This is a genomic window from Sinorhizobium sp., assembly GCF_059070375.1.
In genome coordinates, this window is sequence record NZ_JCACWC010000001.1 from 23033 (window position 1) to 49223 (window position 26191).

Annotated in this window: 21 protein-coding genes and 2 pseudogenes; 10 read left to right on the top strand and 13 right to left on the bottom strand. The window is 59.6% G+C overall.

Annotated elements, in window-relative coordinates; translation table 11 throughout:
• The first annotated feature begins 98 nt into the window (after window positions 1-98).
• Both AC5J09_RS00125 and AC5J09_RS00130 read left to right on the top strand, forming a co-directional pair.
• Window positions 99-338 (top strand): type II toxin-antitoxin system ParD family antitoxin, encoded by a 240-nt coding sequence (locus tag AC5J09_RS00125; RefSeq protein WP_324765001.1) that lies wholly within the window; start codon window positions 99-101, stop codon window positions 336-338.
• Window positions 335-648 (top strand): annotated as a pseudogene (locus AC5J09_RS00130) (type II toxin-antitoxin system RelE/ParE family toxin). The gene AC5J09_RS00125 and the pseudogene AC5J09_RS00130 overlap by 4 nt, the downstream one beginning before the upstream one ends.
• Before the next feature lie 147 nt (window positions 649-795).
• Here AC5J09_RS00130 and AC5J09_RS00135 read toward each other — a convergent pair.
• Genes AC5J09_RS00135 through AC5J09_RS00150 form a run of 4 tightly spaced genes read right to left on the bottom strand, consistent with a single transcriptional unit; the run spans window position 796 to window position 4642 of the window.
• Window positions 796-1041, bottom strand: a complete 246-nt coding sequence (locus AC5J09_RS00135; RefSeq protein ID WP_324765002.1) for a MoaD/ThiS family protein — start codon at window positions 1039-1041, stop codon at window positions 796-798.
• 9 nt (window positions 1042-1050) lie between these two features.
• Entirely contained in the window at window positions 1051-3303 is a 2253-nt protein-coding gene (locus AC5J09_RS00140) for a xanthine dehydrogenase family protein molybdopterin-binding subunit (protein ID WP_494296509.1), read from the bottom strand.
• Window positions 3304-3305: 2 nt separating this feature from the next.
• Window positions 3306-3782, bottom strand: a complete 477-nt coding sequence (locus tag AC5J09_RS00145; RefSeq protein ID WP_338280336.1) for a (2Fe-2S)-binding protein — start codon at window positions 3780-3782, stop codon at window positions 3306-3308.
• Entirely contained in the window at window positions 3782-4642 is an 861-nt protein-coding gene (locus AC5J09_RS00150; protein ID WP_494296510.1) for an FAD binding domain-containing protein, read from the bottom strand. Before AC5J09_RS00150 ends, AC5J09_RS00145 begins: the two co-directional genes overlap by 1 nt.
• A gap of 566 nt (window positions 4643-5208) precedes the next feature.
• On the opposite strand from AC5J09_RS00150, the pseudogene AC5J09_RS00155 reads away from it, so the two are divergent.
• Window positions 5209-5588: pseudogene (locus AC5J09_RS00155) on the top strand (ISL3 family transposase); the annotation flags it as partial.
• A gap of 282 nt (window positions 5589-5870) precedes the next feature.
• Here the strand turns inward: AC5J09_RS00155 and AC5J09_RS00160 are convergent.
• The 3 genes from AC5J09_RS00160 to betI all read right to left on the bottom strand — a co-directional run bounded on the left by AC5J09_RS00160 (window position 5871) and on the right by betI (window position 7911).
• Complete coding sequence (locus AC5J09_RS00160) at window positions 5871-6467, bottom strand: mobile mystery protein B (RefSeq protein WP_324765006.1); 597 nt, start codon at window positions 6465-6467, stop codon at window positions 5871-5873.
• Window positions 6464-6925, bottom strand: coding sequence for a mobile mystery protein A (locus AC5J09_RS00165; protein ID WP_324765007.1), 462 nt, complete (start codon window positions 6923-6925; stop codon window positions 6464-6466). The genes AC5J09_RS00160 and AC5J09_RS00165 overlap by 4 nt, the downstream gene beginning before the upstream one ends.
• 377 nt (window positions 6926-7302) lie before the next feature.
• On the bottom strand, window positions 7303-7911 hold the full coding sequence (gene betI / locus AC5J09_RS00170) for a choline-binding transcriptional repressor BetI (protein ID WP_324765447.1): 609 nt from the start codon (window positions 7909-7911) through the stop codon (window positions 7303-7305).
• A gap of 101 nt (window positions 7912-8012) precedes the next feature.
• On the opposite strand from betI, the gene choX reads away from it, so the two are divergent.
• Both choX and AC5J09_RS00180 read left to right on the top strand, forming a co-directional pair.
• Window positions 8013-8951 carry a choline ABC transporter substrate-binding protein gene (gene choX, locus AC5J09_RS00175; RefSeq protein WP_494296511.1) on the top strand — a complete coding sequence of 313 codons (939 nt, stop codon included), beginning with the start codon at window positions 8013-8015 and terminating at the stop codon, window positions 8949-8951.
• On the top strand, window positions 8951-9769 hold the full coding sequence (locus AC5J09_RS00180) for an alpha/beta fold hydrolase (RefSeq protein WP_494296512.1): 819 nt from the start codon (window positions 8951-8953) through the stop codon (window positions 9767-9769). The genes choX and AC5J09_RS00180 overlap by 1 nt, the downstream gene beginning before the upstream one ends.
• A gap of 279 nt (window positions 9770-10048) precedes the next feature.
• On the opposite strand, the gene AC5J09_RS00185 is transcribed toward AC5J09_RS00180, so the two are convergent.
• A complete protein-coding gene (locus AC5J09_RS00185) occupies window positions 10049-10630 on the bottom strand; it encodes a dienelactone hydrolase family protein (RefSeq protein WP_324765010.1) in 582 nt (193 codons plus the stop codon).
• Window positions 10631-11651: 1021 nt separating this feature from the next.
• Here AC5J09_RS00185 and AC5J09_RS00190 point away from each other — a divergent pair.
• Window positions 11652-11843 (top strand): CsbD family protein, encoded by a 192-nt coding sequence (locus AC5J09_RS00190; protein WP_248447829.1) that lies wholly within the window; start codon window positions 11652-11654, stop codon window positions 11841-11843.
• Between the two features lie 540 nt (window positions 11844-12383).
• On the opposite strand, the gene AC5J09_RS00195 is transcribed toward AC5J09_RS00190, so the two are convergent.
• Complete coding sequence (locus tag AC5J09_RS00195) at window positions 12384-13679, bottom strand: cation:proton antiporter (protein WP_494296513.1); 1296 nt, start codon at window positions 13677-13679, stop codon at window positions 12384-12386.
• A gap of 1354 nt (window positions 13680-15033) precedes the next feature.
• On the opposite strand from AC5J09_RS00195, the gene AC5J09_RS00200 reads away from it, so the two are divergent.
• Window positions 15034-15465 (top strand): SAM-dependent methyltransferase, encoded by a 432-nt coding sequence (locus tag AC5J09_RS00200; RefSeq protein WP_494296514.1) that lies wholly within the window; start codon window positions 15034-15036, stop codon window positions 15463-15465.
• A 567-nt stretch (window positions 15466-16032) separates the two neighbouring features.
• Here AC5J09_RS00200 and AC5J09_RS00205 read toward each other — a convergent pair.
• The 3 genes from AC5J09_RS00205 to AC5J09_RS00215 form a co-directional block, all read right to left on the bottom strand.
• Complete coding sequence (locus AC5J09_RS00205; protein WP_338280341.1) at window positions 16033-16278, bottom strand: hypothetical protein; 246 nt, start codon at window positions 16276-16278, stop codon at window positions 16033-16035.
• 1088 nt (window positions 16279-17366) lie between these two features.
• Window positions 17367-17612, bottom strand: a complete 246-nt coding sequence (locus AC5J09_RS00210) for a DUF5615 family PIN-like protein (protein WP_494296515.1) — start codon at window positions 17610-17612, stop codon at window positions 17367-17369.
• The gene (locus AC5J09_RS00215) at window positions 17609-18274 is read right to left on the bottom strand and encodes a DUF433 domain-containing protein (protein WP_494296516.1); all 666 of its coding nucleotides are present in this window, start codon (window positions 18272-18274) and stop codon (window positions 17609-17611) included. The genes AC5J09_RS00210 and AC5J09_RS00215 overlap by 4 nt, the downstream gene beginning before the upstream one ends.
• Before the next feature lie 526 nt (window positions 18275-18800).
• Between AC5J09_RS00215 and AC5J09_RS00220 the strand changes: the two genes are divergently transcribed.
• The 3 genes from AC5J09_RS00220 (at window position 18801) to AC5J09_RS00230 (ending at window position 23835) form a co-directional block, all read left to right on the top strand.
• On the top strand, window positions 18801-19919 hold the full coding sequence (locus tag AC5J09_RS00220) for a Fic family protein (protein ID WP_494297035.1): 1119 nt from the start codon (window positions 18801-18803) through the stop codon (window positions 19917-19919).
• 174 nt (window positions 19920-20093) lie between these two features.
• Window positions 20094-21185 (top strand): branched-chain amino acid ABC transporter substrate-binding protein, encoded by a 1092-nt coding sequence (locus AC5J09_RS00225; protein ID WP_494296517.1) that lies wholly within the window; start codon window positions 20094-20096, stop codon window positions 21183-21185.
• A 190-nt stretch (window positions 21186-21375) separates the two neighbouring features.
• On the top strand, window positions 21376-23835 hold the full coding sequence (locus tag AC5J09_RS00230) for a PAS-domain containing protein (RefSeq protein WP_494296518.1): 2460 nt from the start codon (window positions 21376-21378) through the stop codon (window positions 23833-23835).
• A gap of 185 nt (window positions 23836-24020) precedes the next feature.
• On the opposite strand, the gene AC5J09_RS00235 is transcribed toward AC5J09_RS00230, so the two are convergent.
• Entirely contained in the window at window positions 24021-25877 is a 1857-nt protein-coding gene (locus AC5J09_RS00235; RefSeq protein WP_494296519.1) for an adenylate/guanylate cyclase domain-containing protein, read from the bottom strand.
• Window positions 25878-26191: the final 314 nt, after the last annotated feature.

Consider the following 26191-nt stretch of genomic DNA (forward strand, 5'->3'; position numbering starts at 1 on the left):
ATCGACGGGAACGTGCACCGGCTTCCCGTTTTCCGTGTGGTGGCAGTTAAGCGATCCAATCTTGCCAAATTTTTGCCATTGCCGTTATGGTCTCTCGTATGGGCACGATGAACATTTCTCTACCGGACCACTTGAAGAGCTTCGTCGATGAGCAGGTTGCGAGGCGGGGCTACGGGACGAGCAGCGAGTATATCCGCGAATTGATCCGTCGAGATCAGGACCGTCTTGTTCTGCGCCAGCTTTTGCTTGACGGAGGATCGTCCGCACGGTCCGAACCGGTCGATGGGCATTACTTCAGCAGCCTTCGCGATCGAGCACGTGGTCTGCACAGCAAGTGAATAAATCGATTGTTCCCCGAGAGATTGCTCGCAGTGATGTCGAGGCAGCCGTCGATTACTATCCTCGCGAAGCTGGGTCCGAGGTCGCTCTCGGCTTCATCGACGCACTTGAAGATGCTTATGATCTGATCGCAAGCCATCCGGAGGCCGGATCATTGCGGTATGCATACGAGTTGGGTTGCCTGATCTGCGGAGCGTTTCGCTGAAGCGATATCCCTATGTAATCCAGCCAGATCATGTCGACGTCTGGCGTGTGCTTCATGCCAAACGCGACATTCCGCAGGGGATGCAGGAGCTGGATAATCATTGAAGGCAACTTTTCCGCAGCCGCGGGGCCTTGATAGATTGTGGGGCTGCGGTTCGAATCCACTCAAGGCGAGCGATCGTAGGTTTTGAGGCGTAGTTGCCTCATCAGTGCCTTTACCGGGCCAGAAACCGTGCTCATCTTGAACCGTTGTCAACCCCCCGCCAACCTCGGCAGCAGATAGATTTCCGCTCCCGCAGGTAGTTGCTTCGACCAAGTGTCGCGATAGATGGTTCCATCTATTGCGACCGCAATGCCTCGATCCATGAGCGGCTCCAGCCCAGGGAACCGTTCGATCAATCTCTTGAACAGTTCCCTGATGTCTTTTGCCTCGATCTCGACCTTGCTGTTGCCCTCGGCCGCCGCGGCGAGCGCACCCCAGAGCGTCACCTCGACCATCGGACCGCCTCACGCTTCGAGTGCTTCCAGGATCCGCGGCGGCGACATCGGAATATGCTGCATCCGCACGCCGACTGCACTGGATACTGCATTGGCCACCGCCGCGAGCGGGGGAACGATGGATGTTTCCCCGACGCCGCGAACCCCATAGGGGTGGTTGGGATTGGGAATTTCCAGAATCTGCGTGTCTATCATGGGCAGGTCCGAACATACGGGAATGCGGTAGTCGAGAAAACCGGCATTCTGCAGCCGGCCGTCTTTGCCATAGATATACTCTTCGTTGAGCGCCCAGCCGATGCCTTGCGCGGCGCCGCCCTGGTACTGTCCTTCGACATAGGTCGGATGGACGGCTTTGCCGGCATCCTGCACCACGGTGTAACGCAGCACCTTTGTCGCGCCGGTTTCGGGATCGACCTCGATATCGCAGATATGAGTGGCGAAGGACACGCCCGCGCCATCGGCCACGATCTCGCTGTGACCCGCAATCGGGCCACCCGTGGTGCCCGATGCTGCCGCTATCTCCTTCAGGGAGAGTTTCGGAAGGTTTCCATGCGTCTCGCCTTTGGCGACGGCCTGGCCCTGTTCCCAGGTCACATCCTCGACCGGAATGTCCCACATCTGCGCCGCACGCCCGCGGAGGACTTTGATCGCGTTGCGGGCGGCAGAAATTGTGGCCATAGAGGATGAGAACGTTCCTCGGCTACCGTCGGTCATGTCGTTGTAGCCGAGACTTGACGTGTCGGCGATCACCGTTCTGACCTGCGAATAGTCGATACCGAGTTCCTCTGCGGCCACCAGCGAGAGCGATGCGCGCGAACCGCCGACATCCACCGTGCCGACCGCGAGCGAGACCGTGCCGTCCATTCCGATGTTCAAATCGGTACATGTCTGGCCCCCGAAGTTGAACCAGAAGCCACAGGCCATGCCGCGCCCCTGGTTCTTGCCAAGGGGTGCCTTCATGTGAGGATGGTTCTTCGCGGCCTCCAGCGTCGGGCCAATGCCGATCGGACCGTAGACCGGACCGTAAGAAGCCTTGGTCCCTTCCTGTGCCGCGTTCCGGATACGGAAGTCGACGGGATCCATGCCGACCTTCTTCGCAAGTTCATCGATGGCGCTTTCCACTGCAAACGCTGCCATCGGCGCGGAAGGCGCACGGTATGCTGCGGTCTTCGGCCGGTTTACCAGCACTTCGTAGCCGACGGTCCTGACATTCTCGAGCTTGTAGCAGGCGAACGCGGTCATGGCGCCGATCTCGGCCCATGATCCGGCATAGGGACCACCGGAATAGCGAAGTGTCGCTTCGGCAGCGATGATCGTTCCATCCTTCAATGCGCCAATCTTCACGTCGATCGACGTGGCGCTGGTCGGGCCGGAGGCGCGAAACACCTCGTCACGCGTCATCACCAGCTTGACCGGCCTGCCGGCCTTCCGCGACAGCGCGAGCGCGACAGGCTCGGCCCAGACATGGGTCTTGCCGCCGAAACCGCCGCCGATTTCGGACGACGTCACGCGCAGCTTGGAGACATCCAGGCCGAGCAGTTGTGCGCAATGCTGGCGATAGACAAAGTGGCCCTGCGTGCAGACCCACAGATCCGCCGTGCCGTCCGGACTGACATTGGCTACACAGGCGTGAGGTTCGATATAGCCCTGATGCGTCTGTTCGGTCTTGAATGTCCGCTCGACCACGAAATCGGCCTTTGCCATGCCGGCATCGACTTCGCCATGCCCGAACTCGCTCCGCATCGAGACATTCGAAGGGCGATCGGGCTTCGGATCAACGCCCGTAGTGAAGATCGTGTCGTTGACGAGCGGAGCATCCGGCGCAAACGCTTGGTCAACGTCGGTGACGTGCGGCAGCAGTTCATACTCGACCTCGATGAGCTTGAGTGCCTGCTTGGCGGTGCGTGCATCGATTGCCGCCACGGCGGCCACGGCGTGACCGTCGTAAAGCGCCTTCTTGCGCGCCATGCAGTTGTCGAGAATGTCATACATCGCCGCGTCGCCATGCGTGAGGTCGGGCAGATCCGCTGCCGTCAAAACCGCCTTGACGCCAGGAAGCTGCGCGGCCTTCGACGTGTCGATCTTGCGAATGATGGCATGGGCATGCGGACTGCGCAGGATCCGTCCGACTAGTTGGCCGGGCATATTGAAGTCCGCGCCGTAGCGCGCGCGGCCCGTCACCTTGTCGACTCCATCCGGCCGGATGGGTCGGGTGCCCACGGAGGAGAAGCTGCGCGTCGAGTGGCTGGGATCGAAATTCATGGTCATGCTCCTCTCATAACGCTTGCGGCGTCCTGAACGGCACGCACGATTTTGTCATAGCCGGTGCAGCGACAGAGATTTCCGGCAAGGCCGAACCGTATTTCTTCTTCGGTCGGATCCGGATTCTTGGCCAGCAGATCCTTGGCCGCAATGAGGAAGCCGGGTGTGCAGATGCCACATTGCAAGGCGGCATGTTCGAGGAACTTCTGTTGCAGCGGATGAAGCTTGTCACCCTGCGCCATGCCCTCGACCGTCTCGATGCGCCGGCCTTCCGCCTCGGCCCCAAGCACGAGGCAGGAGCAAACGAGGCGGTCGTCGAGAATGATGCTGCAAGCGCCGCAGTCGCCTGTGCCGCAACCTTCCTTCACCCCCATAAGCCCCAGGCGATCGCGCAACACATCAAGCAACGTCTCGTCTGCGTGACAGAGAAACTCGGCTTTATCGCCATTGATGATCGTCGAAACTGCTATGCCTGCCATCACTTCTGTCCTGCACGTTGATAGGCGGTCAGTGCGACCCGCTTGGCCAGCACTCCCGCGACTTTCCTTCGGAATTCCACGGTGCCCCGCTTGTCGTCTATGGGGCGACAGGCGCCGGAACATGCCTCGGCAAGGCGGTCCAATGTTCTATCGTCGACTCGGGAGCCAACCAGGATCTTGGCTGCTTCCTCGACGAGGAGCACCGTCGGCGCTGCGGCGCCAAGCGCGACACGCGCGGATTGGACGACACCCTGATCATCAAGGGTGAGATTCACTGCGGCACTGACGACGGCAATGTCCATTTCAGTGCGCGGCGTGAACCGCTGATAGGCGTCGCCCGAACGTAGCCGGCGCTTGGCGAGCAGGATCGCCTCGATGATCTCGCCGGGCGCAAGCGATGTCCTGCCGGGTCCCACCGGCACCGTTTCGACGGCAATCGTGCGCGAGCCGGCCGGTCCTCTGATCAGAACCTTGGCGCCTGCCGCCACCAATGCCGGCACGCCGTCAGCCGCAGGTGACGCATTGCAGAGGTTCCCGACGATGGTGCAACGCCCCTGTACTTGCTTGGAGCCAATGAGATTGGCTCCCTCTACCACTCCAGGCCATGCTCCTCGGAGCGCGGCATTTTCGCTGAGGACTGCGCATGGCACGGCGGCGCCGATGACGAAACCTTCGTCGCTTTCGGTTATGTGGCCCAGGGCGTCTATGGCTTTGATGTCGATGATGAGTTCAGGCTCGACAAAGCCGCCCTTCATTCTCACCAGCAGATCGCTCCCGCCGGCCAGCACCGCCGCCTTGCCTGAGGCCTCAGCCAACAGGCCAACTGCGTCCTCCAACGTACTCGGACGAATATAGCGCAATAGAATTCTCCTCGTGATGAACTCGAGTCAGAAGCGAACACTGCCGACCCATGGGATACTGCGGGTACGTCTTGTTGTGGAGCTAAGACCCGAAACTCTGCTATCAACGCTACGGGATGCATTGGCTGCTTGCAAGCCAGCGTCTCGTTCTCGGCCTTATCCATGGTCCTCCTTGCTCGGACCCCGATGGCCACCTTCTCCGAGACATGGCATTGATCTGCTTGAGGATGGCAGCGGCAAATGGCGCTACCGTAAGACAACAGCAACCACTCCGCAGTGAAGCCGAGCGGCAGGAAACGGTGGCTCGGTGCCGGGAACTACGGCTGCCGCCCAAAAGACGGATGTGAATGGCGGTCAGGGGCGATACCCTCTGTGCATTCTTGATAATGCTCAGTCGAGGAGACTTGGACAGGTGTTCGTGAAAAGCGAGCCAATCGCCGCCTTCGCGGCTGAAGACGATGGTTTCGCGCTCGCGGCCGCTGTGCCTCGCCATTCATGGAGATGTCTGTCTCCACGTTATGGGTGAAGACCGCGACCATCGCCCGCCATCGGATTGCTGACATAACCGGCGCCGCCAGGACTTGCCTGTTCAGGGTCGAGTTGTGAAACGCACTGAACCGGTGGCAGTGTAGAGACCGAAGATGCAGGCGATGGACCCTCACCGACAGGTTGCCCGAGATTGCTTCGCCCTACATGCGACGAATTGAACGGATGGCTGAGATTGTCGGGTTGATTGGCCACAGGATGGGTGGTCGCCGGGGTGAACTTGATGCATCGGCTTGGCATGCCGGTCAGCGACGACACGATCTTGCGGCAATTGAAGCGCGATAATCCGGCGTCCATACAGAAAGACAATATCCGGGTCGTGGGCATTGATGATTGGAGCTGGCGGCATTCCTTGCGGTACGGCACGATCATGGTCGATCTCGAGCGTCATTCGGCCGTCATGAATGCAGCTCGAATGGCCGGCATGGGCTCAATGCTGTCGTTTTCAGACCCAAACGTGGACGCGTCTTAAGGGCCGGACAGAATTGTTCTTCCACGAGCCCGGCAAGCCTTGTTGCTGTGATGTTCACTCTTAGGGCCACGAAGATCGCATAAAGTATCGACCGGAACTCCGGAACTGATGCTCATGCATGAGCATGGCTATACCGACCGGACCGACCGCGTCGTACAACCATGCCGGTTCAGTTCCGGTTCGAACGTACGTGACGCAGCGAAACAGCACTTAATTGCGCGCGAAATCCAGCAGCGGCCCGATATCATGATTGTCCGCTGCGCGTAGTGCTGCGACGTAACGTGCGCGCAGTTCACCGACGTCGGCCAGACTACCGCCGCCCCAACTGAAAGGCTCTCCTCCAAGGCGCTGAATCAGAAGATCAGCCGCCAGTCGCGCATGACGACCGTTTCCATTCGGAAATGGGTGAATAGCGACCAGCCGATGGTGGAACCGAATCGCGATCTCCTCCGGCGGAAGAGTTTCATGCTCGACCCAATAGCGGCTGTCGCCTAATAGACTCGCGAGCTCCATTCCGATGCGGTAGGCCTGAACTCCAATGTTGCGCTCCGTCGTTCGGAACGTACCGGCCCACCGCCAAACGTCGCCAAACATTCGCTTATGCAGTGTCCGCATGAAGTCTTCAGTGAGCATCTGCTGAAGGGGCAAACGCCGGCGGCCGCGCCCCCAGGCCGCACCTTCGACGATATTTTCCTGCTCGGCCTCGTTGAGGTCGCTGCGGTGGGTGATCCAGGTTTGTAGCAGGCCCTCTCGCTCGTGCGGCTCAAGCGGCGTTGCGTCATCAGGCTCTTGGAAGAGATCCGTCATGTTTCGTACCAGAGATCGCGTTCAGAGAGCTTGTCGCGAATGTAGGCTTGGACCCGCGCTTCAAAATCTGCATTCTCCGTCCCCTGAGCTTCCAACCGCATCGTGTGCGCAACGCGCTGCAGCTCGCGTATCGCGATCTTGCGTGCCCGAGCCTCGACGACAGCTTGAAGCGAGCTGTTTGGAACGAGGGCGTAGACAAGCGTGCAATCGAGAGCCTCGGCGGCCCGGCGCAATGTATTGAGCTGGATCGTCCCTGCTGCTTCTGACTTCTCAATCGATTCGATGGTTTGGGGCCGAACGCCGATGCGGGCGCCGAGCTGCGCACCCGTCATGCCGAGAGCGTCGCGCAGAGCGCGTACCCATCCCTTCGGGGGCGCCCTGAACCGATCAATGGGCTGTAGCGCCTGAAGCCTTTCGTCGAGGCGCAGCCGGGCTCTCTTGTGAGTATCGCTCTTCATGGTGCTCTCAGGCTAGAATTTGATTTTATGCGCCACAGTATCAGTCCATGGACTGAACTTCAATAACCGCTTTCAGTCTGTGACCTGATCATGCGGTCACGGTATCAGGCTGTAGCGTGATCAAAACGTTAAGTTCAGCTGAAAAATCGCGCCGGGTCCACGATTCGATTCCCTTCGAGGCGAGGGATAGGAGACATCCCGGACCTGGGGCGGTTTGGCAGCTTTCGATCGCCTCAGTCGCCTGGGGACCGGAAGTTCGAGGCAAGGGCATCGCGTGCCCGCTCTACGCCCATTTCGAACGCCGGCAGCACGGAGTGCTCGCTGCCTCGGGTGGGCGACGCTTCTGATCTGTGTCTCCGGCCATTTTGTGAAAGCTCTCAGAGACCGGCGACTGACGGTTGCGCGCCGGCGGGGGGCAGCCGATGAGAAAGATAGTCGCGCATCTGACAAAGCGCATCTTCACGCGTCAGGCCCTCCGACTGCAGCCCTAGCCGTAGCCACAGTCCGTCGATCAGGGCGGTAATTCCAAGAACGGCGGCATCGCATTCGTTCTCCGGCAGGAGGTGGACTAGCGCCGATCGGAGATTCGATCGCATCCGCGCATGAATTACCTTTTGGATGCGTGCTAGCTGCGGCTCCCGCGGCACCTCGGCGCAGAGTGACAACCAAGCATGGCAAATGGAAGGCTGGAAGAAGCGTTCCTCGAAATTGCCTTCGATGATTGCCTCAAGCCGTTCTATGGGGGTGGTGGCGCGGTTCAAGCGCGCTACCACCGCATCCTTCAATGCGGCGTTCGCCTCGCGCATCGCATGCTCGAACAGCTCCTGCTTGTTGGCGAAATAGTGCAGGACGATGCCCTTCGATGCGCCTGCTTGAGCGGCGACCTTCTCCAGCGTTGCCCCCGCCATGCCTTCACGCTGCAGGACCTCGAATGCCGCCCGTCTGAGTTCACGCTTTCGGATATCGCTGATCTTGGTCAGTCTCATTCGTACGTCCTCTTTTTCGTCCACATTGACAATCTTTCCGGAAAGATCAATAACTGACCCATGGGATAATAAAATGACCATCTGGTTAAAAGGGGAATAAGATGAAGCCATCACTGAAAACCGCGACTGCGGCGGTTGCCCTCGTCGCCACTTCCGCTCCTGGATTTGCGGGAGAGCCGGAAAGCTGCAGATCGGTACGAATGGCCGAGCCGGGCTGGAATGACCTTGCCTTTACAACGGGGGTCGGCATGACGTTGCTGAAGGCGCTGGGCTACGAGGCTAAAAGCCAGCTTCTTGGTATCGACGTCATCTACACGAGCCTGAAGAGCAAGGACCTCGACGTGTTTCTCGGCTATTGGGACCCTGCCATGGTCGCCTACTACAAGCCGTACAAAGAAGATGGCTCGGTCGAGACGGTTCGGACCAACCTCAAGGGTGCGAAATATACCTTCGCCGTTCCCGCTTACGTCTGGGAAGCTGGCATTAGGAATTTCTCCGACCTGCAGAAGTTTGCGGATAAATTCGAACGGAAGCTTTACGGCATTGAGCCGGGCTCGAATCAACTGATGCTTGATGCGATTAAGGATCCAGCTCTCGGCCTTGAGGGGTGGGACGTCGTGGAGTCGAGCGAGCATGGCATGCTTTCGGAAGTGGTCCGCCGGACGCGTGACAAGTCGTTCATTATCTTCCAGGGTTGGGCGCCACACCCGATGAACACCGTGTTCGACATGAAGTATCTGACCGGCGGCGACAAGTTCTATGGTCCGAACTTCGGTGCGGCTACGGTCTCCACCCAAGTGCGCAAGGGTTACCTGCAGGAGTGCCCGAACGTTGCGAAGCTTTTGAACAATCTCGTTTTCGATATCGAATACGAGAATCGCGGCATGGCCTACATCATGAACGATGGAATGGAGCCGGAAGAAGCCGCTATGAAATCGATAAAGGACGAGCCACAGCGGCTGGAGGCCTGGCTGGCAGGGGTATCAACTTTCGGCGGCCAGCCGGGGATTCCTGCGGTCAAGGACGCGCTCGACCTGTGATGTGCAGCGTCGAAGACGATTGGCATCGTCGCAAGCGGCGCGTCGAATTGCCAGGAAGAAGGCCGATAGCTTTCGTCGATAGCGGCGGAAGCGGGCCGCCGCTTCTGCTGCTGCATGGCTTTTCTGACACCGGTCGCAGCTTTGTCGCGCTTGCGCCCTTGCTTGCCGGTTACCGTCTGATCATTCCCGATCTCCCCGGACACGGCGCCTCCGCCATGGCCGACGGGATGCGCGTCAGCGATTTCGCCGCGAGCATTGACCGGTTTCTTGCCTTTATGGGAATTTCGCGGATTGCTGTCATTGGCCATTCCATGGGCGCGATGACAGCCATCGAGCTTGCCGCTCGTCGCCGTGATGACGTGAGCGCGCTCGTGCTTCTCTCTGCAAGCCTGAGCCCCGATTTTGGCAGCGACAGCCCGCTTTCGCGGGGCATCTGTGCGCTTCGCGACCCAATCGACCCCGCAGGGCAGTTTCTCCGTGACTGGTATTCCTGCAGCCGACCTGTCGAGCCCGATTTTTTGTCGAAGATGAGGATGGAAGCGGCAGCGATGCCAGCCGCCATCTGGAAAGGTATCTTGCAAGGTTTTGCTGAAACCGATTTACGACACAGCGCCGGCCAGGTCACCGCGCCTGTGCTCTGCATTGGTGGTTCGGCCGACCCGCTCTTTGGCGGCTCGCATCGGGAGGCGCTTGCCCAGGCATTTCCGTCAGTCCGATCAATTACACTCGAGGGGTATGGACATAATCCGCACTGGGAAGATCCCCAAAGAGTTTCAACGCTTATGCTGTCGTTTCTCGCGGAAGCAGGGATGGTCTAGACTGCCGCGGGTGAAATGCTCAGCGCCATCGTCGGGCGTCCGCAATGGGCTCAATCGAGCCGTTCACAGCGTCTGCTGCGGAAGACAGGAAGGGTCGAAGGGAGTCCGTACTTCACGAGCCCTGTTCACGGCTTGACGCGAGGATGTTCACGTTCTGGCTAAGAAGATCGCATAATGTATCACGCGGAACCGGCGCTCATCCCGAGCGGCTCTACAGTTCCGATCCCTTTCAGCCAAACTGTTTAGAACTACGCCTTCACGCCAGCATAGCCGCATAACTCAGACGCGGTCCAGGAATTCAAGCACTCGGTTGGTGAGTAGCGCGGTCGCATTCGCGTCGTATGACGGAAGTGAGCTGTCGGCGAAGTAGTGCTGATCGCCGGGATACAGGAACAGCTCTGCGTCCTCGACCTTCTCCACAATCTCGCGGGCGGCGTCGATGTCGCCCTCGCCGACGAAGATCGGATCGTTCTCCATACCATGGATCTGGACCGCGACGCCATCCGGCCAGGGTCCGCAGGCCCACTCGCCACTGATCGGCAGGCAAGAGTAGAAGAGCAGTGCTCCGTGGGCTCCGGCCCGCGTCTGTGCAAGCTTCTGCGCCGGCAACACTCCGAACGAGAACCCAGCGTAGACGAGCTCGGGAGGCAGTTCGTCGGCGACGCGGACGCCGCGCTCGCGCATTTCGTCGAACCCGATCTCACCGATGTAGGCAAGACCCTCGTCGATGCTCTGAAACGTGCGTCCGTCGAACAGGTCCGGCGTGTGCACGATGTGACCACCGGCCCGCAAGTCGTCGGCGAACGCGCGCACACCCGGGGTCAGCCCCTGTGCGTGATGGAACAGCAAGATTTCGGTCATATGGAACTCCGGGGGTGGGCTGCACGTTCATCACGCTACAGCGTCATTGCCTCGCCGGGAAGAATGGGCACACGCTTAGGAGTAACGCCTTTCGGCGACACATTCAGCGCCTCCTGAAACGGCTCCTCGACCGTAGAACGAAGGGGCATCCTAGCGTTCTCAGGATCCCAGAGGTCAAAGGTGTCGCTGCTCAGGAGATCTTAAATGGATATCACCACATTACTCATCATCGTTCTGATCGTATTGCTGCTCGGGGGTGGCTGGTACGGCCGAGGTCGCTGGTATTGATCACGAATAACACCAGCTCGCTGCAAACCATTGCTGGCGCCGATAACGATCACCGCGTTCGTGCTGCCGTTCATCAGCTCGTAGCTTTACCCTATGCCGGTTTCGCCAGACTTCGCGCCACGGAAGGCATGCAGCGTCGCAATTCCGAGCCGGAACGGTGAGGGCTGTCGACTTGCGCATCGGGCCCCGGATGGCGTTCGACAAGGAGCGTCCGACCGGGCGTGACGACATCATTGTTATCGCCTGGTCGCTGGCGCAGGGGAGGTGAGGCGGTCCCGCTCAGAAGAGCGCTTTGCTGAGAGAGGGCGGTCCAGGGTCCGCTTCTCTGCGGCGCGATGCTCTAGCTGACAGCCCAATCTGCGCGTCCGGCAGGGCTCTGCTGACGCCTGGAGTTTTCGACGGTGGACATTATCCACTCCAAGGCAGCGCCGGTAGGCGGTCACCAAGCCACGCTTACTGAGCAAGTCGCATCGGTAATACCAAGTCCCCATAATAGCCGCAGCACCCGCCAGCGCCCTTGGTCCTTTGGCCGCAACGCGGAACGACGTCCTGACCACTTCGGATTCAGGTGCAGGGCGAGGATGTCGGTGAAACCAAAGCTTACGGCTGGAGGACCGCAGCCTGGTGCTGATGTATGCCGCCTGATCCAGATCAAATGGGAACAAAGCGCCGAGCCGCTCGTTCGAGCGCCTGGGGGGGCGCAAGTCGCGTCCTCCAAATCGGGAGACCCCGCATGGGCAGTGCAAAGGACAAAGTGGCCGGCAAGGCCAATGAGCTCGCTGGTAAGGCCAAGCAGGCCGCAGGCGATGCAACCGACAACAACTCGCTCCGCGCCAAAGGCGCGGCGCAAAAGGCAAAGGGCGGTGCCCAGCAAGCCAAGGGAAAGCTAAAGGACGCAGTTAAGAACGCTGTCGACAAGACTTAAAGCATTGAAGCTTCGGTTGGTGCGAACCTGTTCTGCGCCCTGCCGGAACAGGTTTCTCCTTGTGAGCAAAGGAAAGCCGATACGGCCGCTCCCTCGAAGGCGATTAGACACGCTCGGCAGCGATTGAGGCCCCACTAAAGGCGGCAGTCTCATCGCTTATGAATTTACCTTCGGTCTGGATGGGCGATCGACCCTGTGGGAATTGCGCTATTGATGTTCAAGTCAGTGTCGATGATGTAGGAGCATTCATCGACGCCAGCAGAGCCGCCATGGCTGCAACCTCTTCGGGCTGCCCTAGCGGCCTGTTGGCAGTAAGCGCCTCCATTTGCGCCTCGCGGGTTCCTGCATTGGCTCCCACCGGCGTCAGGATAGCCGCGGGATGAACGAAGTAGCAACCCTACCAAGTCTCCGCTTGTGTCAGAAACCGAGCTTCTTCCGGAGGCGTTCTGAAGGGCTCGGCGAACCAGGGCTTCAACATGCGCTTTGGGAGGGGACCTGAACGGCCTTCGACGACTCAGCCACACGCTCGTAGGCCATCGGCTAAGGGAGATCTCGCTGATCTCCTTTGGGCCGAAGCTCCGGCTGATCGGCCTTACCGGAAGAAACCGTTTTCCGGCGACGGTCGAGCCAGCGCATCGTCGGCGTGACGGTCAGCCCATGGGTGACGATGGATATAAGGACGATCAGAGCAACAGCAGACCAGAGCCTGCCCACCTCTTCGAAATTGGCCATGCCCGTTGCGAACGCAAGATAATATATAGAGCCGAGCCCGCGGATACCGAAAATGGCAATCGCGGCTCTTTCTTCCTGCGGTAGGGCTGAGGGCATGCTAAGCCAACCGGCGGCCGGTCTGACAATCAATAAGATGAAAAGCGCGAATGAAACCAAGCGCCAGTCGAGTTCGTCGACAAGCTGGCCTACACTGACGGCCGCGCCGAAGCAGACGAGAAGCACCATCATCATCAGTCTTTCGACCTGCTCGGAGAAGTCATGAAGCTCTTTGTGAAATTCGTGGTGCCGTTCAACGGTACGGAAGGAAAGGGCCGCGACGAAGACGGCCACAAACCCGTAGCCGTGGACGAGTTCGGTAGAGCTATAAGCGAGGCAGGTGATCCCCAAGGCGACAAAGCCGTCGCCGGTGCGCACGAGCGCCGCCCCCTTTGGGAGATAGAACGTGGCAAAACCAAGCAATTTGCCGATTATCCATCCCATCAGGACGCCTGCGAATAGCCGCCATACGACGTCTAGAAGGAGCCAATGAGAAAACCAGTCAGGTTCCTCGTGGGCAAGTGCGATTGCGATCGCCAAATATACGAAAGGGAAACTGAGGCCATCGTTTAAGCCAGCTTCAGATGTGAGTGCGAACCGGACTTCGTCCTCTGTTCCAGTCTGCGGCGGCCCCACCTGGACGTCACTGGCGAGCACTGGATCGGTCGGCGCAAGACAGGCCGCCAGAAGGATCGCCGAAGCAGCTCCAAGCTCAAGTATCCAGGAGGCGCCAACGGCCATCGCGGCGATGCTCAATGGCATTGCGACACCGAGGAGTCGCCAGGTGAGCGCCCAGCTACGAAGACCGACCGGGCGATCAATCTTCAATCCCGCGCCCATAAGCGCGACGATGACGGTGAACTCCGTCATACGTTCAATGATATGCCGGCTGTCGAAAGAGCCTAATAGGCCGATCGGATTAAAGACGGTCTGTCCAACCAGTATGCCAATAGCGATGCAGAAGATGGGCAGCGAAAGCGGCAGTCGACGAAAGGCCATGGGGATCCAGGCCGTCAGCAGCACCACGATCCCGAATAGTCCAAGTGCTATTATATAGTCGCGCTCCATATTGGCCGTCTCATCGATTCCCGCAGGCTGAGCCGTGCGGTTTCAGTTTGCCGTGTCGTGAGAAGGAGTTGCGAGCCTGATGGTTCCAAAAGGTGAGCGCCGCCAGAGGCGCCGAAACGCGCCGGCCACGCGAATTAGGAAGCGATCGTCGGCTCGGTCCTTTGGGCGAGGGGGCGTAAATGCAGTACGGGCTACGTTGCACTTGGCCGGACCTCGGCGTTCCGGCCGTGAAGTCGCCAAGCTGCGGAGGTGGCGGGGTGAAAAACCTCAATCAGCTGTAGGTGACATCAGTTCTACGCACCGACGCATAATTCCGACATCGGCAGGATGTCGGCATCCGTTCCGGCGAGCCGGAGACGACGAAGGTAGCGCGGCCCAGGGGCGAATGAATACGCCGCCCTGAGGGAGGCAAATCCTAGTCGCGTGAGGGCAGTGGAATACCAAGGCACGAGGTGGCTCTCGGGCCGCTGGGACAAGTGCTTTAAGGAAGTCGCGCGGCCTTAGTAGGAGCGGTTGCACTCGCGTCGTATGCCCGGGGGACATACATCGAGACATCTCGTTTTCGTTTATCTATGAACGCGCCTCCGACGATCAGGTAAACGGCCATCGAACATCGAGATGAGCATTATGCCCACGGGCAGGCCGTTGGATGCTCTCTGTTCAGGTAGGCCGTGATCGTCTCTGTCGCGCATCAAGCAATTCCTCCCGGGTGTCCGTCGTAAGGCTCTGCGTCGGCGCGCTATGGCGGAAAAGCCTCAGGGCGGCCGAGAAGGGACGATATAGGCAGTTCTGAGGCCATCACTCACCGAACGGCTGACGAGGGTGCCGCTCGGGTGTGACAACTCCGACTATGCAACGAAGGTTTCGTTCGGCCACCCGCTTAAGACCTTTGCCGGCAGTGAGCCAAGACTAAGGTCCGATACGTCTTTTGCAGGGCTGGAGGCCCAGCGCTGAACGGCGGAAACGCAGCCGTTCTTTACTGCTTTGGCCTGCTCCTCGTCTTCACGGGCCCAGGTGCATGGAGCTTCGGGCCGAAGCTTATTGGGCGGTGACATCGCGAGCGAGCCCCGCAGGCCGGCCATGTCCCAGGCCGCGCTCTCCATTGCGTTGGTGATCTCAGCAAGCATCGGACGCAGTCGTAGGGATATCGATCTGGAGGCGATCCGACAAGGAACCGACTATCCCAATTGACTTCTTGTTCTTGCGGACGACCAAGGCTCAGCTTGCCGGCGTGCGGAGAAGGGCGGCGCCCTGCGGTAGATCGATGGATGCCACCGCTCTGGTCCTGCGTCGCCATCTGTGAGCCGCACGCGCGTGGATACAGTGCCTGGCGAGCCGGGCGAAGGAGAGTTGAGTGGCTAAAGACCTGTCGTCGCGACTTCTCGCCATCGTGGATGCGCTGCCGCTGCGGCGGGGCATGCGGGTGCTGGAGATCGGCTGCGGGCCCGGTGCAATGGCCCGCGAGATCGCGGGCCGGATTGGCGACGGGCACGTTCTCGCCATCGACCGATCCGCCAGGGCGATCGCGCAGGCACGAGCCGCATCCCAGTCGGAAATCGAGTCGGGAAGGCTGAGCTTGCGCCACGTTGCCGCCGAGGATTTCGAGCTGGAACCGGGTGAGATGCCGTACGATATCGTAGTCGCCGTGCGCGTCGGTGCATTGGATGGACGTCATCCCGAAGTGGGGCGACGGGCGAAACGTCGTATTGCGGCGGCGTTGACGCCGGAAGGACAATTGTTCATCGACGGAGGCGATCCCCTGCGCAAGCTCTCGGTAAACGATTGATCGTCACTGTCCCGCGACGTTCGGATTTCGTACGACGCCCAAATTCTGCGTCAGGTCAGGTACTAAGCCAACCCCTCTGCCCCGAGTGTCTTTTGTACGGCCGGCCGCGCCTCGACCCGCTCGGCATAGATGGTCAGCCTGGCCATGCTCGCGCTGCCATTTGTCGTAAAGCCTCGCCAGGCTCGGGTTACATTTTCTTGTGCCAAGATACCGGCGGAATCTCGTGGTCAGACACAGGGAGAAGATCCCTGGTGCGATACCAAGATATTCGGCCGCTTGCGACCAATGAGGCGAGGGCGCTAACTCCTCGCCGTCACGCCTGACCAAATGTAAAGCGAAAGGAGGCCGGACATCATACTGCTCTCATAAGCGTCTTGTCGTACACCCGTGGTCACCAGCGGTTAATGGCGTCATGCAGCGCGGAGCTGCATACGGAGGTCTTGTCGCGGCGCTCGAGCTCGAAGCCGGATTTCTGACCCGCGACAATCGAATTCATCCTTCGCATTCCACAGCAGAGATGTCGATGCCCCCAAACCGGCATTCCGGGAGCCGCTCGACGGCGTGGCATCACATGTCCCGCCGCGGCAGAGGGTACGCGTCGGCTTCGTAAAGCGTTCGCATCTGCTGGCTATTATAACGGGTCTCCTCGACCTCCAAAACGGTGCCGCGGAGCATGGATGCCGGCATGTCCTCGATCGCAAAGCGAAGGGCTTCAGCAACTGAATCAAAGCGCTTGTACCGAAGCTGGCTCGTTCTTCTTACCGTCTTGCAGGGATATAGTCCCGCGCCGGCACTGTAATCAAATGTCGCCATGGGTTCGCTCGTTGGTTACAAAGAGAGTGTCGCGGGAGAGCCTCATACGTCTGTCAAGGCGCTGCTGCTGCTCAATGGGCTTCAGCTCCCTTCTTGCCTGGCCTTTGGCCATCAGGTCCTCCTGCATTTTCAGTTGGTTGACTTTCAATGGTCGGCATCGCCAGCCCCCTGCGTCCAGTCAGCAAGGACGAAGCGTTCCAACTCGGAGGAAGGAGAGCCTCGCGCCCGGTGCTGCTGACTTGAACCGCTTGATGCGTGGTGCGGCTGCGGGCTCGCCTTCACGCATCTGCCGAAGCCGAGCGTTCGCGCCGTATCCAAACCCGCTGACGCTGACGAGATTACGAGCTGTACTGTTAAGGTGGAGGTCGGAAGACATGCTGTCCTCCTTTCGTTGGGGCCAGGACACCAAGGCCCCGAAGCAGCAGTGCCCTTGATCCGCCTGCTGAAGCTAGCAGCATGCATGCTTTAACGGACATGCGCAATGGCGACCGGGTCTTTGTTATCGATCAAAGCGTGAAAGGTTTCGCACGACGAGTCGACTCCGAGCGAAGCGGCCGACGATAACATCCCTTGCATCCGAGGATTCCGATCGAGCCTATCGGCGAAGCCCGCGCCACCGCCGTATTTAACGCGCGCTTCGAGCAGTTCAGAGTTTATTGCGCGCGTTGGGCATTTCAGAGCTTCTACTACGCGTGCTGGTCTTTTTCCGTGGGGGCGGTCGACGGCTCGAACCATTGAGCTACAGGCCCCACCAGAGAGTTTCTAGGGATAGCAAACCGATCGATCAAGCTCGGTCGCGATGATTGTTCCCTCTCAAGAGCGCCGACTTTGAGGCTCAGATGACAGTCCACGGGATCGCTGAAACGCCAAGTGGGTAAATAGTAGCTTTGGTGACCTAGCTTCCTCGGCCATGCTGCCCCGCGGGCCCCTTTGGCTATTCTTTCGGCAGACCGTAGCGAAGCACGCGCAGCTCTTCGTCTTCGAGAGAAATCTCCAACACCCGATTGATAAGGTCATCGTCATTGTCGAGCTCGATCAATGCCTGCTCGAACAGTCGAGGTCCATGCCGGGTGGGCCGTTAAGGCAGATCAGCCCGGCATGGATGGCGACGTCGGCATATTGTCCCTTGGTGCCCGGCTTGTCTTTTGGTCCCCGAAATCGACCGAGTTCTTCGTGACAAACGTCCAGTCGCCTTCGAGAATGATTGGTTTGAGCTCCCAGTCCTCCAAGCCGCCCTTTTTCATCCAGACGATGTGGCTTGTTTCGCCGTGGCCCTTTTCGATTGCCATTTTTGCCAGTTGCGGACTGAGGCACTCATCGATCAGAAACTTCATCCCGTCTTCCTACGACGGGGGACGCGACGATCTGTGATGATGACTGAGCCTTCGGGAATGTCGCCGGAGACGCGGGGCCGGCCGCGCAAGGGGTTCGCTTCCGCGTAGATAGACGCGAGCTTTATCTTCTCCGCGTCCAGGCTAGGCCAGGTTTCCAGGATGCGCTCAACCGCATGACCAGCCGCTACGGATGCGGCAACATCGTAGACCGGAACGCGGGTGCCGCGGATGACAGGCGTACCGCCAAGTACGTCGGGTGAGGCTGTCACGATCTCTCGCGCTGCGGCAAGGTCGTCCAGCCGTTCGCTCGCACCTCTCATAAAGGGCATAAGATCGATCGTCAGAAACTCGTGGTGAACGGTCCAGTCCTCGCGCAACAGGGCCGCCCAGGGGAGTGTGCGCGCTTTTGTCAGTCGGGCCTCTGCGGTGCGGATGGCAAACAGTCGCTCCTCCGACGTGAGGCGGCGCGCGCTCTCAAAATAGAAGGCGATGAGTGAACAGGCCCCCGCCAGGACGTGGCGGCCATTGTCGAGCGAAACGAAGGCGTCTGGCAGGATGTGCTCATCGATGACGCGATTGATGTCGCGTAGGCTCACGCGTGAGACAACGGCGGCCTCGCTCGCCTTCAGCATTTCCGCAACTGCGGGCATGTGAGCCTCCATATTAAATCTTCCGATGCGTCGGAATATATAACTCGCGAACGATGATATCAAGGCCTTGTCGAGGCGTTCCGAGCCTCCCTAAAGACGAGTGTCAGCCTAGAGCAGCTTATTCTGAAGCTACGTGACGGCGTTGATAGGCCGATCGCTATATAGCCGACGACCTGCGCGAAGTCTCGCGCCGGGTCGAGAACAGGCGTACAGGCGATACGCTTTGTCCTACGTGGAGCATTCGCTTGTGTAGCGTCATTCGTTCGAATGCGAGCAGCTCAGATTCGGTCATGGGTCGTCGACCGAGGGCGGACCAAAATCGAGGACGGGCGTTCTGCTCCTGTTTTGTGCGTCGAAAGTCGCATAATGTATCAACGGGAACGGCTAAATGGCGTTGGGCCCACCGGACGTGAGGACTGGTGTTCGTCCGATTTCCCTTGCGGTGAACATGGTCATTATTCTCCGCGAAAAATGCGGAGAATTCACTTGCAGGTGCAGAGATTAATAGCCATATTCACCGCAAAGGATGCGGAGAATGTTGAGCTATATTCACAACCTAGACGGCTGGCCGAGATTTGCCTGGAGTAACGATGCTCTGGCTGGGCCGTTAGCGGCAGTCCGACATCAGCAAGGGCGCCTGCTCGGGCGGATGGAAGCGCTGGGCTTTGATTTTCGTGCTGAAGCAGTTCTGTACACGTTAACTGAAGACGTTGTGAAGTCCAGTGAGATCGAGGGCGAGTTTCTCGACAAGGAAAAGGTCCGCTCCTCCATCGCCCGCCGGCTCGGCCTGGACATTGGTGCGCTCGCTCCTGCCGACCGCCACGTCGAGGGCGTCGTTGAGATGATGCTGGATGCCACCCAGAACTATGAGGCCCCACTGTCAGATGAGCGGCTGTTTGCTTGGCATGCCGCGCTATTTCCGACCGGCCGCAGCGGCATGACAAAAATCATTGTTGGTGCTTGGCGTTATGAAAATTCTGGCCCAATGCAGGTGGTCTCTGGGCCGATGGGACGTGAGAGGGTCCATTTCGAGGCGCCTGCAGCCGCACGACTTCCAGAAGAGATGGCTGCATTTCTTTCTTGGTTCAACGGGCAAGCGTCGCACGACCCGGTCCTGAAAGCAGCGATCGCGCATTTGTGGTTTGTTACCATACACCCTTTCGAGGACGGCAATGGCCGCATTGCGCGCGCTATCGCCGATATGGCGCTCGCCAGGTCAGAAGGCACCTCGCAGCGCTTCTACAGTATGTCCGCGCAGATTCGGCAAGAGAGGAAGGACTACTATGCCATCCTCGAGACGACACAGAAGGGCGATCTCGATATCACCGGCTGGCTTCTGTGGTTTCTCGGCTGCCTCAATCGTGCCTTTGACGGGGCCGAAAAAATTCTCGCCAATGTGCTCCGCAAGACGCGCTTCTGGGAAGCGCACGCCAGCCAGCGGCTTAGTGAGCGCCAGCGCAAGGTCGTCAATCGACTTCTCGAGGGCTTTGAGGGCAAATTAACGTCGTCCAAGTGGGCCAAGCTAACGCAGACCTCACCGGACACCGCCCTGCGCGACATCAACGACCTCGTGGCACGCGGGATTCTCATTCGGGAAGCAAGCGGAGGGCGGAGTACCAGCTACTCTCTGGCTGATGTCGAAGAGATTCCGAACTGACCTTCGGTGTCGATCAGGAGGTCCTTGGTTCTGATCCGTTCAAGACGAGGGATCAAAAAGTAGGTTTTGACCAAACGCCCTGTTGTGCGCCCCGGCTTGGATCGACCCTTTGTCATCAACCACAGTGGCGGTCCCCATCCGTAAAGAGTAAAATGCAAACGGGGAGGGGCCTCCATGCGCCATCTTTTCGCCGCTGCTGCACTTGCCTTCGCGCTTGCATCCCAGGCTGAGGCGGAAGTCCTGATCGGCGTCGCTGGCCCGATGAGCGGTAAGCTCGCCTGGACCGGCACGCAGCTTAGGCGCGGTGCGGAGATGGCCGTTGCCAACATCAATTCCGCAGGCGGCGTACTCGGCCAGCAGGTTCGGCTGATCGTGGCCGACGACTTCTGCGATCCTCGGCAGGCGCTTGCGGCCGCCGAGAAGCTAGTCGCCGACGGTGCAGTCTTCGTCATCGGACATTACTGCTCCGGAGCCTCCATTCCTGCATCGAAGATCTATGCGGCCGCTGGCGTTCTGCAGATTTCGCCGTCCTCGACCAATCCGACCTTGACTGAGCAAGGGCACGCTAATGTCTTCCGCGTCTGCAGTCGCGACGATGCCCAGGGCCTCAAGGCCGGCAACTATCTGGCGGACCACTGGGGCGACAGGAAGATTGCGATCCTTCACGACAATACGACTTATGGGAAGGGACTTGCCGACGAGACGAAGAAGCAACTCAACAAGCGCGGTGTAACCGAAGCGGTATATCAAAGCTACACGCCCGGAAAGGACGATTACTCGGTTGAGGTCGCCGCGTTGCAGGAGGCAGATATCGCGGTGCTCTATCTTGGAGGTTATCATACGGAAGCAGCCCTTATGGTCCGCGCCGCGCGCGACCGCGCCTACACGGTCCAGCTGATCTCGGGCGACGACACCGCGACCGAGGCATTTGGCCTTATTGCCGGCCCTGCCGCGGAGGGAACGATCTTCACCTTTGTCGCCGATCCGCGTCGGAACGCTGAGGCCGCGGAAGTCGTCGAGCGCTTCCGGGCCGAGAACTTCGAGCCGGATTCCTGGACGCTCCACAGCTACGGCGCTGCCGAGATCTGGGCGCAAGCGGTCACGAGGGCGAACTCGCTGGACCTTCAGGCAGTGATAGCGGCGCTGCGCGAAGACCAATTCGATACGGTGCTGGGCAGGATCGACTTCGACGAGAAGGGCGATCTCACAGTGCAAAGCTGGGTATGGTATGTTTGGAAGGGTGGCGAGTACGTGCCGCTTGAGTAATGACTGCACGTTTCCTTAAATCGCAATCGAATTAAGGATAAAACATGTAGCAGCTCAAGAAGCTACAGCGAGCCCGGTGCGTCCGAAGACGCGACGGCGCTGTGGCCGCTCAACCGCAGCGGCTCGCCTTTTGAGAAGAAATCCGTGCGGACCGTGTTGACCGCCTCAGCCGGAGCTAGGGGGTGCCGCGATGTTTGACCGTCTCGGCGTTCGTGGCAGACTGTTGTTCGCCTTCTTCGGCATCAGCGCCTTTGCGGTGCTTGCGACTGCAGGCGCCTTATACGCGTTCCTTGAGCTCAGTCAGGTCCTCGAACGAGTAACGGAGCGCCGAGCCCCGTCCGCGCTCGCGTCCCTGGAACTCTCCCGCCATGCCGAACGCATCGCCGCCACCGCGCCGGCCGTCCTTGCTTCGACCAGTAGGGTACGGCACAGCGAGGTCTCGGCCGCGATCGGCAGCGAGATGACGCGGCTCGAAGAGCTGCTGGCTGCGCTAAAGGGAGCGACGCTGACTTCGAGGGTGGTCGGCGAGATCGAAGACGCGGCGGTCGGGCTCAGGGGCAACTTGGACGCTCTCGACGACCTCGTAACCGCCCGCCTCGCTGCCGTTGCACGCAAGGAAGAACATCTGCGTCGACTGTCGGCGACGACGAATGCCAGCCAGCGGCTCGTCGCGCCCGGTATTCTCGTTATGAATTCCAAGGTGCCGCGATGGCGGGTAACCACGGCCGATGCCACGACGACGCCCGAGGCAGCGGCCGCGGCCACAAGAGACCTGGCGCGAGCGATCGCTGCCTACATTCCACAGCAGACGGCGCAGCGGGAGATCGCCGCCATCAATGACACGCTTCTGCAGGCCGCTGTCGCGCCGACGCCGGGCGACCTGTCGCTGATTTCATTTCCCTTGCGGCGTTCGGTTGAGACGCTCGAAGCGGTGACCCCCGAATTCGATGAGCAATTGCGCAAGCGTTTCCAGCAGCTCGTTGAGGAGTTCGAGGCGCTCATCGACGGTCCCACAAGTATCCCGACCGCGCGCAACGAAGAGCTCGCGGTTCTGGCAGAGGGCGAAAAGCTGGTGACGGAGAACGATCAGCTGTCGCGCAAGCTCACACTCGCCGTCGACCGCCTCGTCGCGGCGGCCAAAGGCGATATCGCCGTGGCAGGCGAGGAAGCCGCAAGGGTTCGGCGCTACGGTACCGGGGTCGTGCTTGGTTCCGCCCTTCTGAGCCTCTTGAGTTCGGTTCTGATCGTCTGGCTTTATGTCGACCGTAATCTTCTTGCACGGCTTGCGGGTCTAAGCCATAGCATGCTCGCCATCGCCGCCGGCGACCTTCGGGTTCCGCTACCGCAGACCCGTAGCGACGAGATCGGCCGTATGGCCAAGGCCCTTCGTGTATTCCGCGACACGGCAATTGAGGTCGAGGAGAAGAACCTGCGCGATGTGGCTGAAGCCCGCCAGCGTCTTATCGACGCGATCGAAAGCATATCGGAGGGCTTCGCCCTTTATGACAGCGAAGATCGGCTCCTTGTCTGCAACAGTCGGTATCGCGAGATCCTCTACCCGGGCATGAATGACGCCGTCGTTTCCGGAACCCATTTCGAGGCGATCATACGTGCGGCGGCGGAGCGTGGCCTGATAGAGGATGCGATCGGGCGGGAGGAAGAATGGATCGCCGAGCGGCTTGAGGCGCATCGCAATCCGGCCGGAACCATTCTTCAGCAGCGCGGACCGGATCGCTGGATCCAGATCAGCGAACGCCGAATTTCGGGCGGCGGCACTGTTGCGGTCTACTCGGATATCACGGAGCTCAAGCGCCGTGAGCAGGATCTCTCCGAAAAATCGACAGCCCTCGAGGCGCTCTCCGCCAAACTTGCCAAATACCTCGCGCCGCAGGTCTATAGCTCGATCTTCAGCGGCCAACAGGACGTTAGGATCGAAAGCCGGCGAAAGAAGCTGACGATCTGTTTCTCGGACATCGCGGCATTCACGGAAACGACTGACAAGATGGAATCCGAGGAACTGACACAGCTCCTCAACCAGTATCTGACGGAAATGTCTAAGATCGCCCTGTCCTTCGGCGCTACGATCGATAAGTACGTAGGCGACGCTATATTGATGTTCTTTGGCGATCCCGAAACACGCGGCATTAGGGAAGACGCGATAGCCTGTGTCTCGATGGCGCTCGCCATGCAGGAGCGGATGGGCGAACTCGGCGAAACCTGGCGCAGCGTCGGCATAGAGATGCCACTGCGCTGCCGGATAGGCATTCACACTGACTACTGCACGGTCGGCAACTTCGGCAGCGAGGACCGGATGGACTATACGATCATCGGCGGCGCCGTAAACCTGGCCGCCCGGCTTGAACAGGAAGCCGCCCCCGGCTCCGTGCTCATCTCCTACGAGACCTTCGCGCAGGTAAAGGACCTGATCCACTGCGAAGAGATGGGACGTGTTCAGATCAGGGGAATAGCCTATCCGGTCGCGGTTTATCGCGTCGTCGACTTCAACGCGAATCTGGCCAAGGGCTGCAATGCCATTCGAACCGAGCTGCCCCATTTGAGGATCGAGGCGGAGCCGGAACTCATGTCGACCGGCGAGCGCGAAGTGGCGGTGACCGCTCTTCGCGAAACACTCGACCGGCTCTGTCGTTAGACATAATTGCCCGCGCAGACGAACCACGGTTTTCGCTATTCGCGTGCCTGTTCGAAGGACGAAAGATACCTCCACCGGCGCTGGTGCGGAAGATTTAAGTGGCCCGCGATTCGAATCCGGTCAAGGCGAGGGCTAACAGACACTTGGCCGCGAATGCTGTTCGTTAGTATGCTGACGTCTCTTACCTATTGCGGCGGAAGGCCGGCGCGCGCAAGGTCGGCCGATGCCTGATCCAGAATAGAGTTGTCTCGGAAGTTCCAAGCCTGCCGCCAGGACTGGATCGTCGCAGTCGGAGCTGACTTCAGCATCTTCGCCACGGCAGCTTGGGCCTCTGCCTCGCGCCCAATACGCATATAGGCGATGGCTAATTGCAACGGAGCGTCGGCAAATTCCGTGGTCTTGAGCACCTCGACGGCCTCTTCGTTTTTGCCAAGGACGATGTAGATGAAGCCTCGCACGTAGTTAAAGAACCAAGACAGCCCCGGGTCCCGAGCAGCTGCCGTGTCTGTCAGCTCCAGCGCCTTTTCGGGCTGCCCGGCCTGTAGGAAGATACTTCCTGCATCGGTGAGGGTGAAGGCATTATAGGGTGCGGCCGCGATGGCCTTGTTCATTGCCGCAACAGCGCCATCATGGTCCCGCTTGAGCGTCAGGAGCCAAGCATTGAGCCAATTTGCCAGTCTCGTTACCTGCGGGCTTAAGTTCTTGTCGGCGAGGACCTGATTGACCAGCCGCTCCGCCTCCTGAAGATCTTTCTGCGGGTCAGAACTGTAGAGCAGCCCGACCTTTAGCCAATGAGACCACCCCAGCTCCACGGTCAGCAGGGGGGAGCCGGGAAACACCTTCAGACCCTGTCGTGAAATTTCGCCGGATCGCTCGAGACCTTCCTTTGTGTAGAGGTTCAATTGGCTTTCGGCGCGCAGGTAGTAGTCGTATTCGGCGAGATTGGTGCTGTCCTTACCCCAAGCCTGGCTGTAGTCAGCTTTGCGAATGGCTCCGAATTCCCCCGTCATCGCCCCCACGATCTTGCCGGTCAACTCATCCTGGAGCGCCCATGGATCGGTCCCCGCCTTGTCGAAGCGGTCTGCCCAGACATGGTCCCCCGTGTTGGCGTTGACCAACTGCGCAACAATGCGGACTCTGTCGCCTTCTTTGCGCACACTACCCTCGACGACATAGCCAACGCCCAGTTCCTTGCCGATCTGGCGGATATCGCCTTCCTTCCCCTGGTAAGCAAAGGACGAGGTTCGCGATACGACTGCAATGTCAGAAAAGCGCGATAGAATAGCGATGACATCGTTCGCCACTCCTTCTCCCAAATAACCTAGGGTCTTGTCGGCACTCAGATCCTTGAATGGAAGCACGGCGACAGACGGGATCGTACTGGACGCGCCAGGAGAAGACGTTGTCAGCGGGTCATAGAGCGCCACCCACGCAGCCCCCACAGCCAGCACGATGGCCGCCGGGGCGCCAAGTGCCCACCATAGTCGTCCACTCCCGCGCCTGCGCAAAAAGCGTCGACGTGGCTGCGCGTCGATGCGCACGTGGTAGACGTCAATAGGCTCTTCGATGTTCTTGACCTTCTGCCGCCCCGCGGAGTCGAAGCCAAACGCGAGCTTTTTCTCGACCTCCTTCGCCACCTTACCTGAAACACAAATTCCGCCTGGAAGGGCGAGTTGCTCCAGCCTGGCTGCGACGTTCACGCCGTCACCGTACCGGTCCTCGCCGTCAACGATTACTTCTCCGATATTGATGCCGATACGGACATCAAACCTTTCCTCCTCGGGGACGGCAGCATTTCGCTCGGCCATTCCGCGCTGGAGAGACACCGCACATTCGACAGCGTCGACAACGCTCCCAAACTCCGCCAGGAGGCCATCACCCATGAGCTTGAAGACACGCCCATGGTGCCTCGCAATCTCTGGTTCAAACAGCTCGGTGCGTCGCGATCGAAGGCGTTCAAACGTCGCTGCTTCGTCTCGCTCCATCAAAGCGGAGTAGCCGACCACATCGGCGGCCAGGATTGCAGATAACCGGCGCTCCATGTGTTCGTCCCCACCTGAATTCCCGCCGAGCATTGTACATGACTCGGCCGAATATTTCACGGGCAGCTAATGAATGGGTTTCGGCGCATCTTCGCAATCACTTGTCTCTCTGCACGGGACAGACCAGATGGACTCGCAAGGCGGTGCCCTGACCGTCTCCGGTCAGGGCTTTTGCATTAATTGAACGTTGGAAACATAGAGCAAGGACACGGCAATACGATCCGCCGCAAAGCCTACTACAAGCAATGGCTTTGCTAGAAGATGTGTCGTTGCATGCCAATGCTATACAAAGGCATTAGGATTTCCAGTAACAA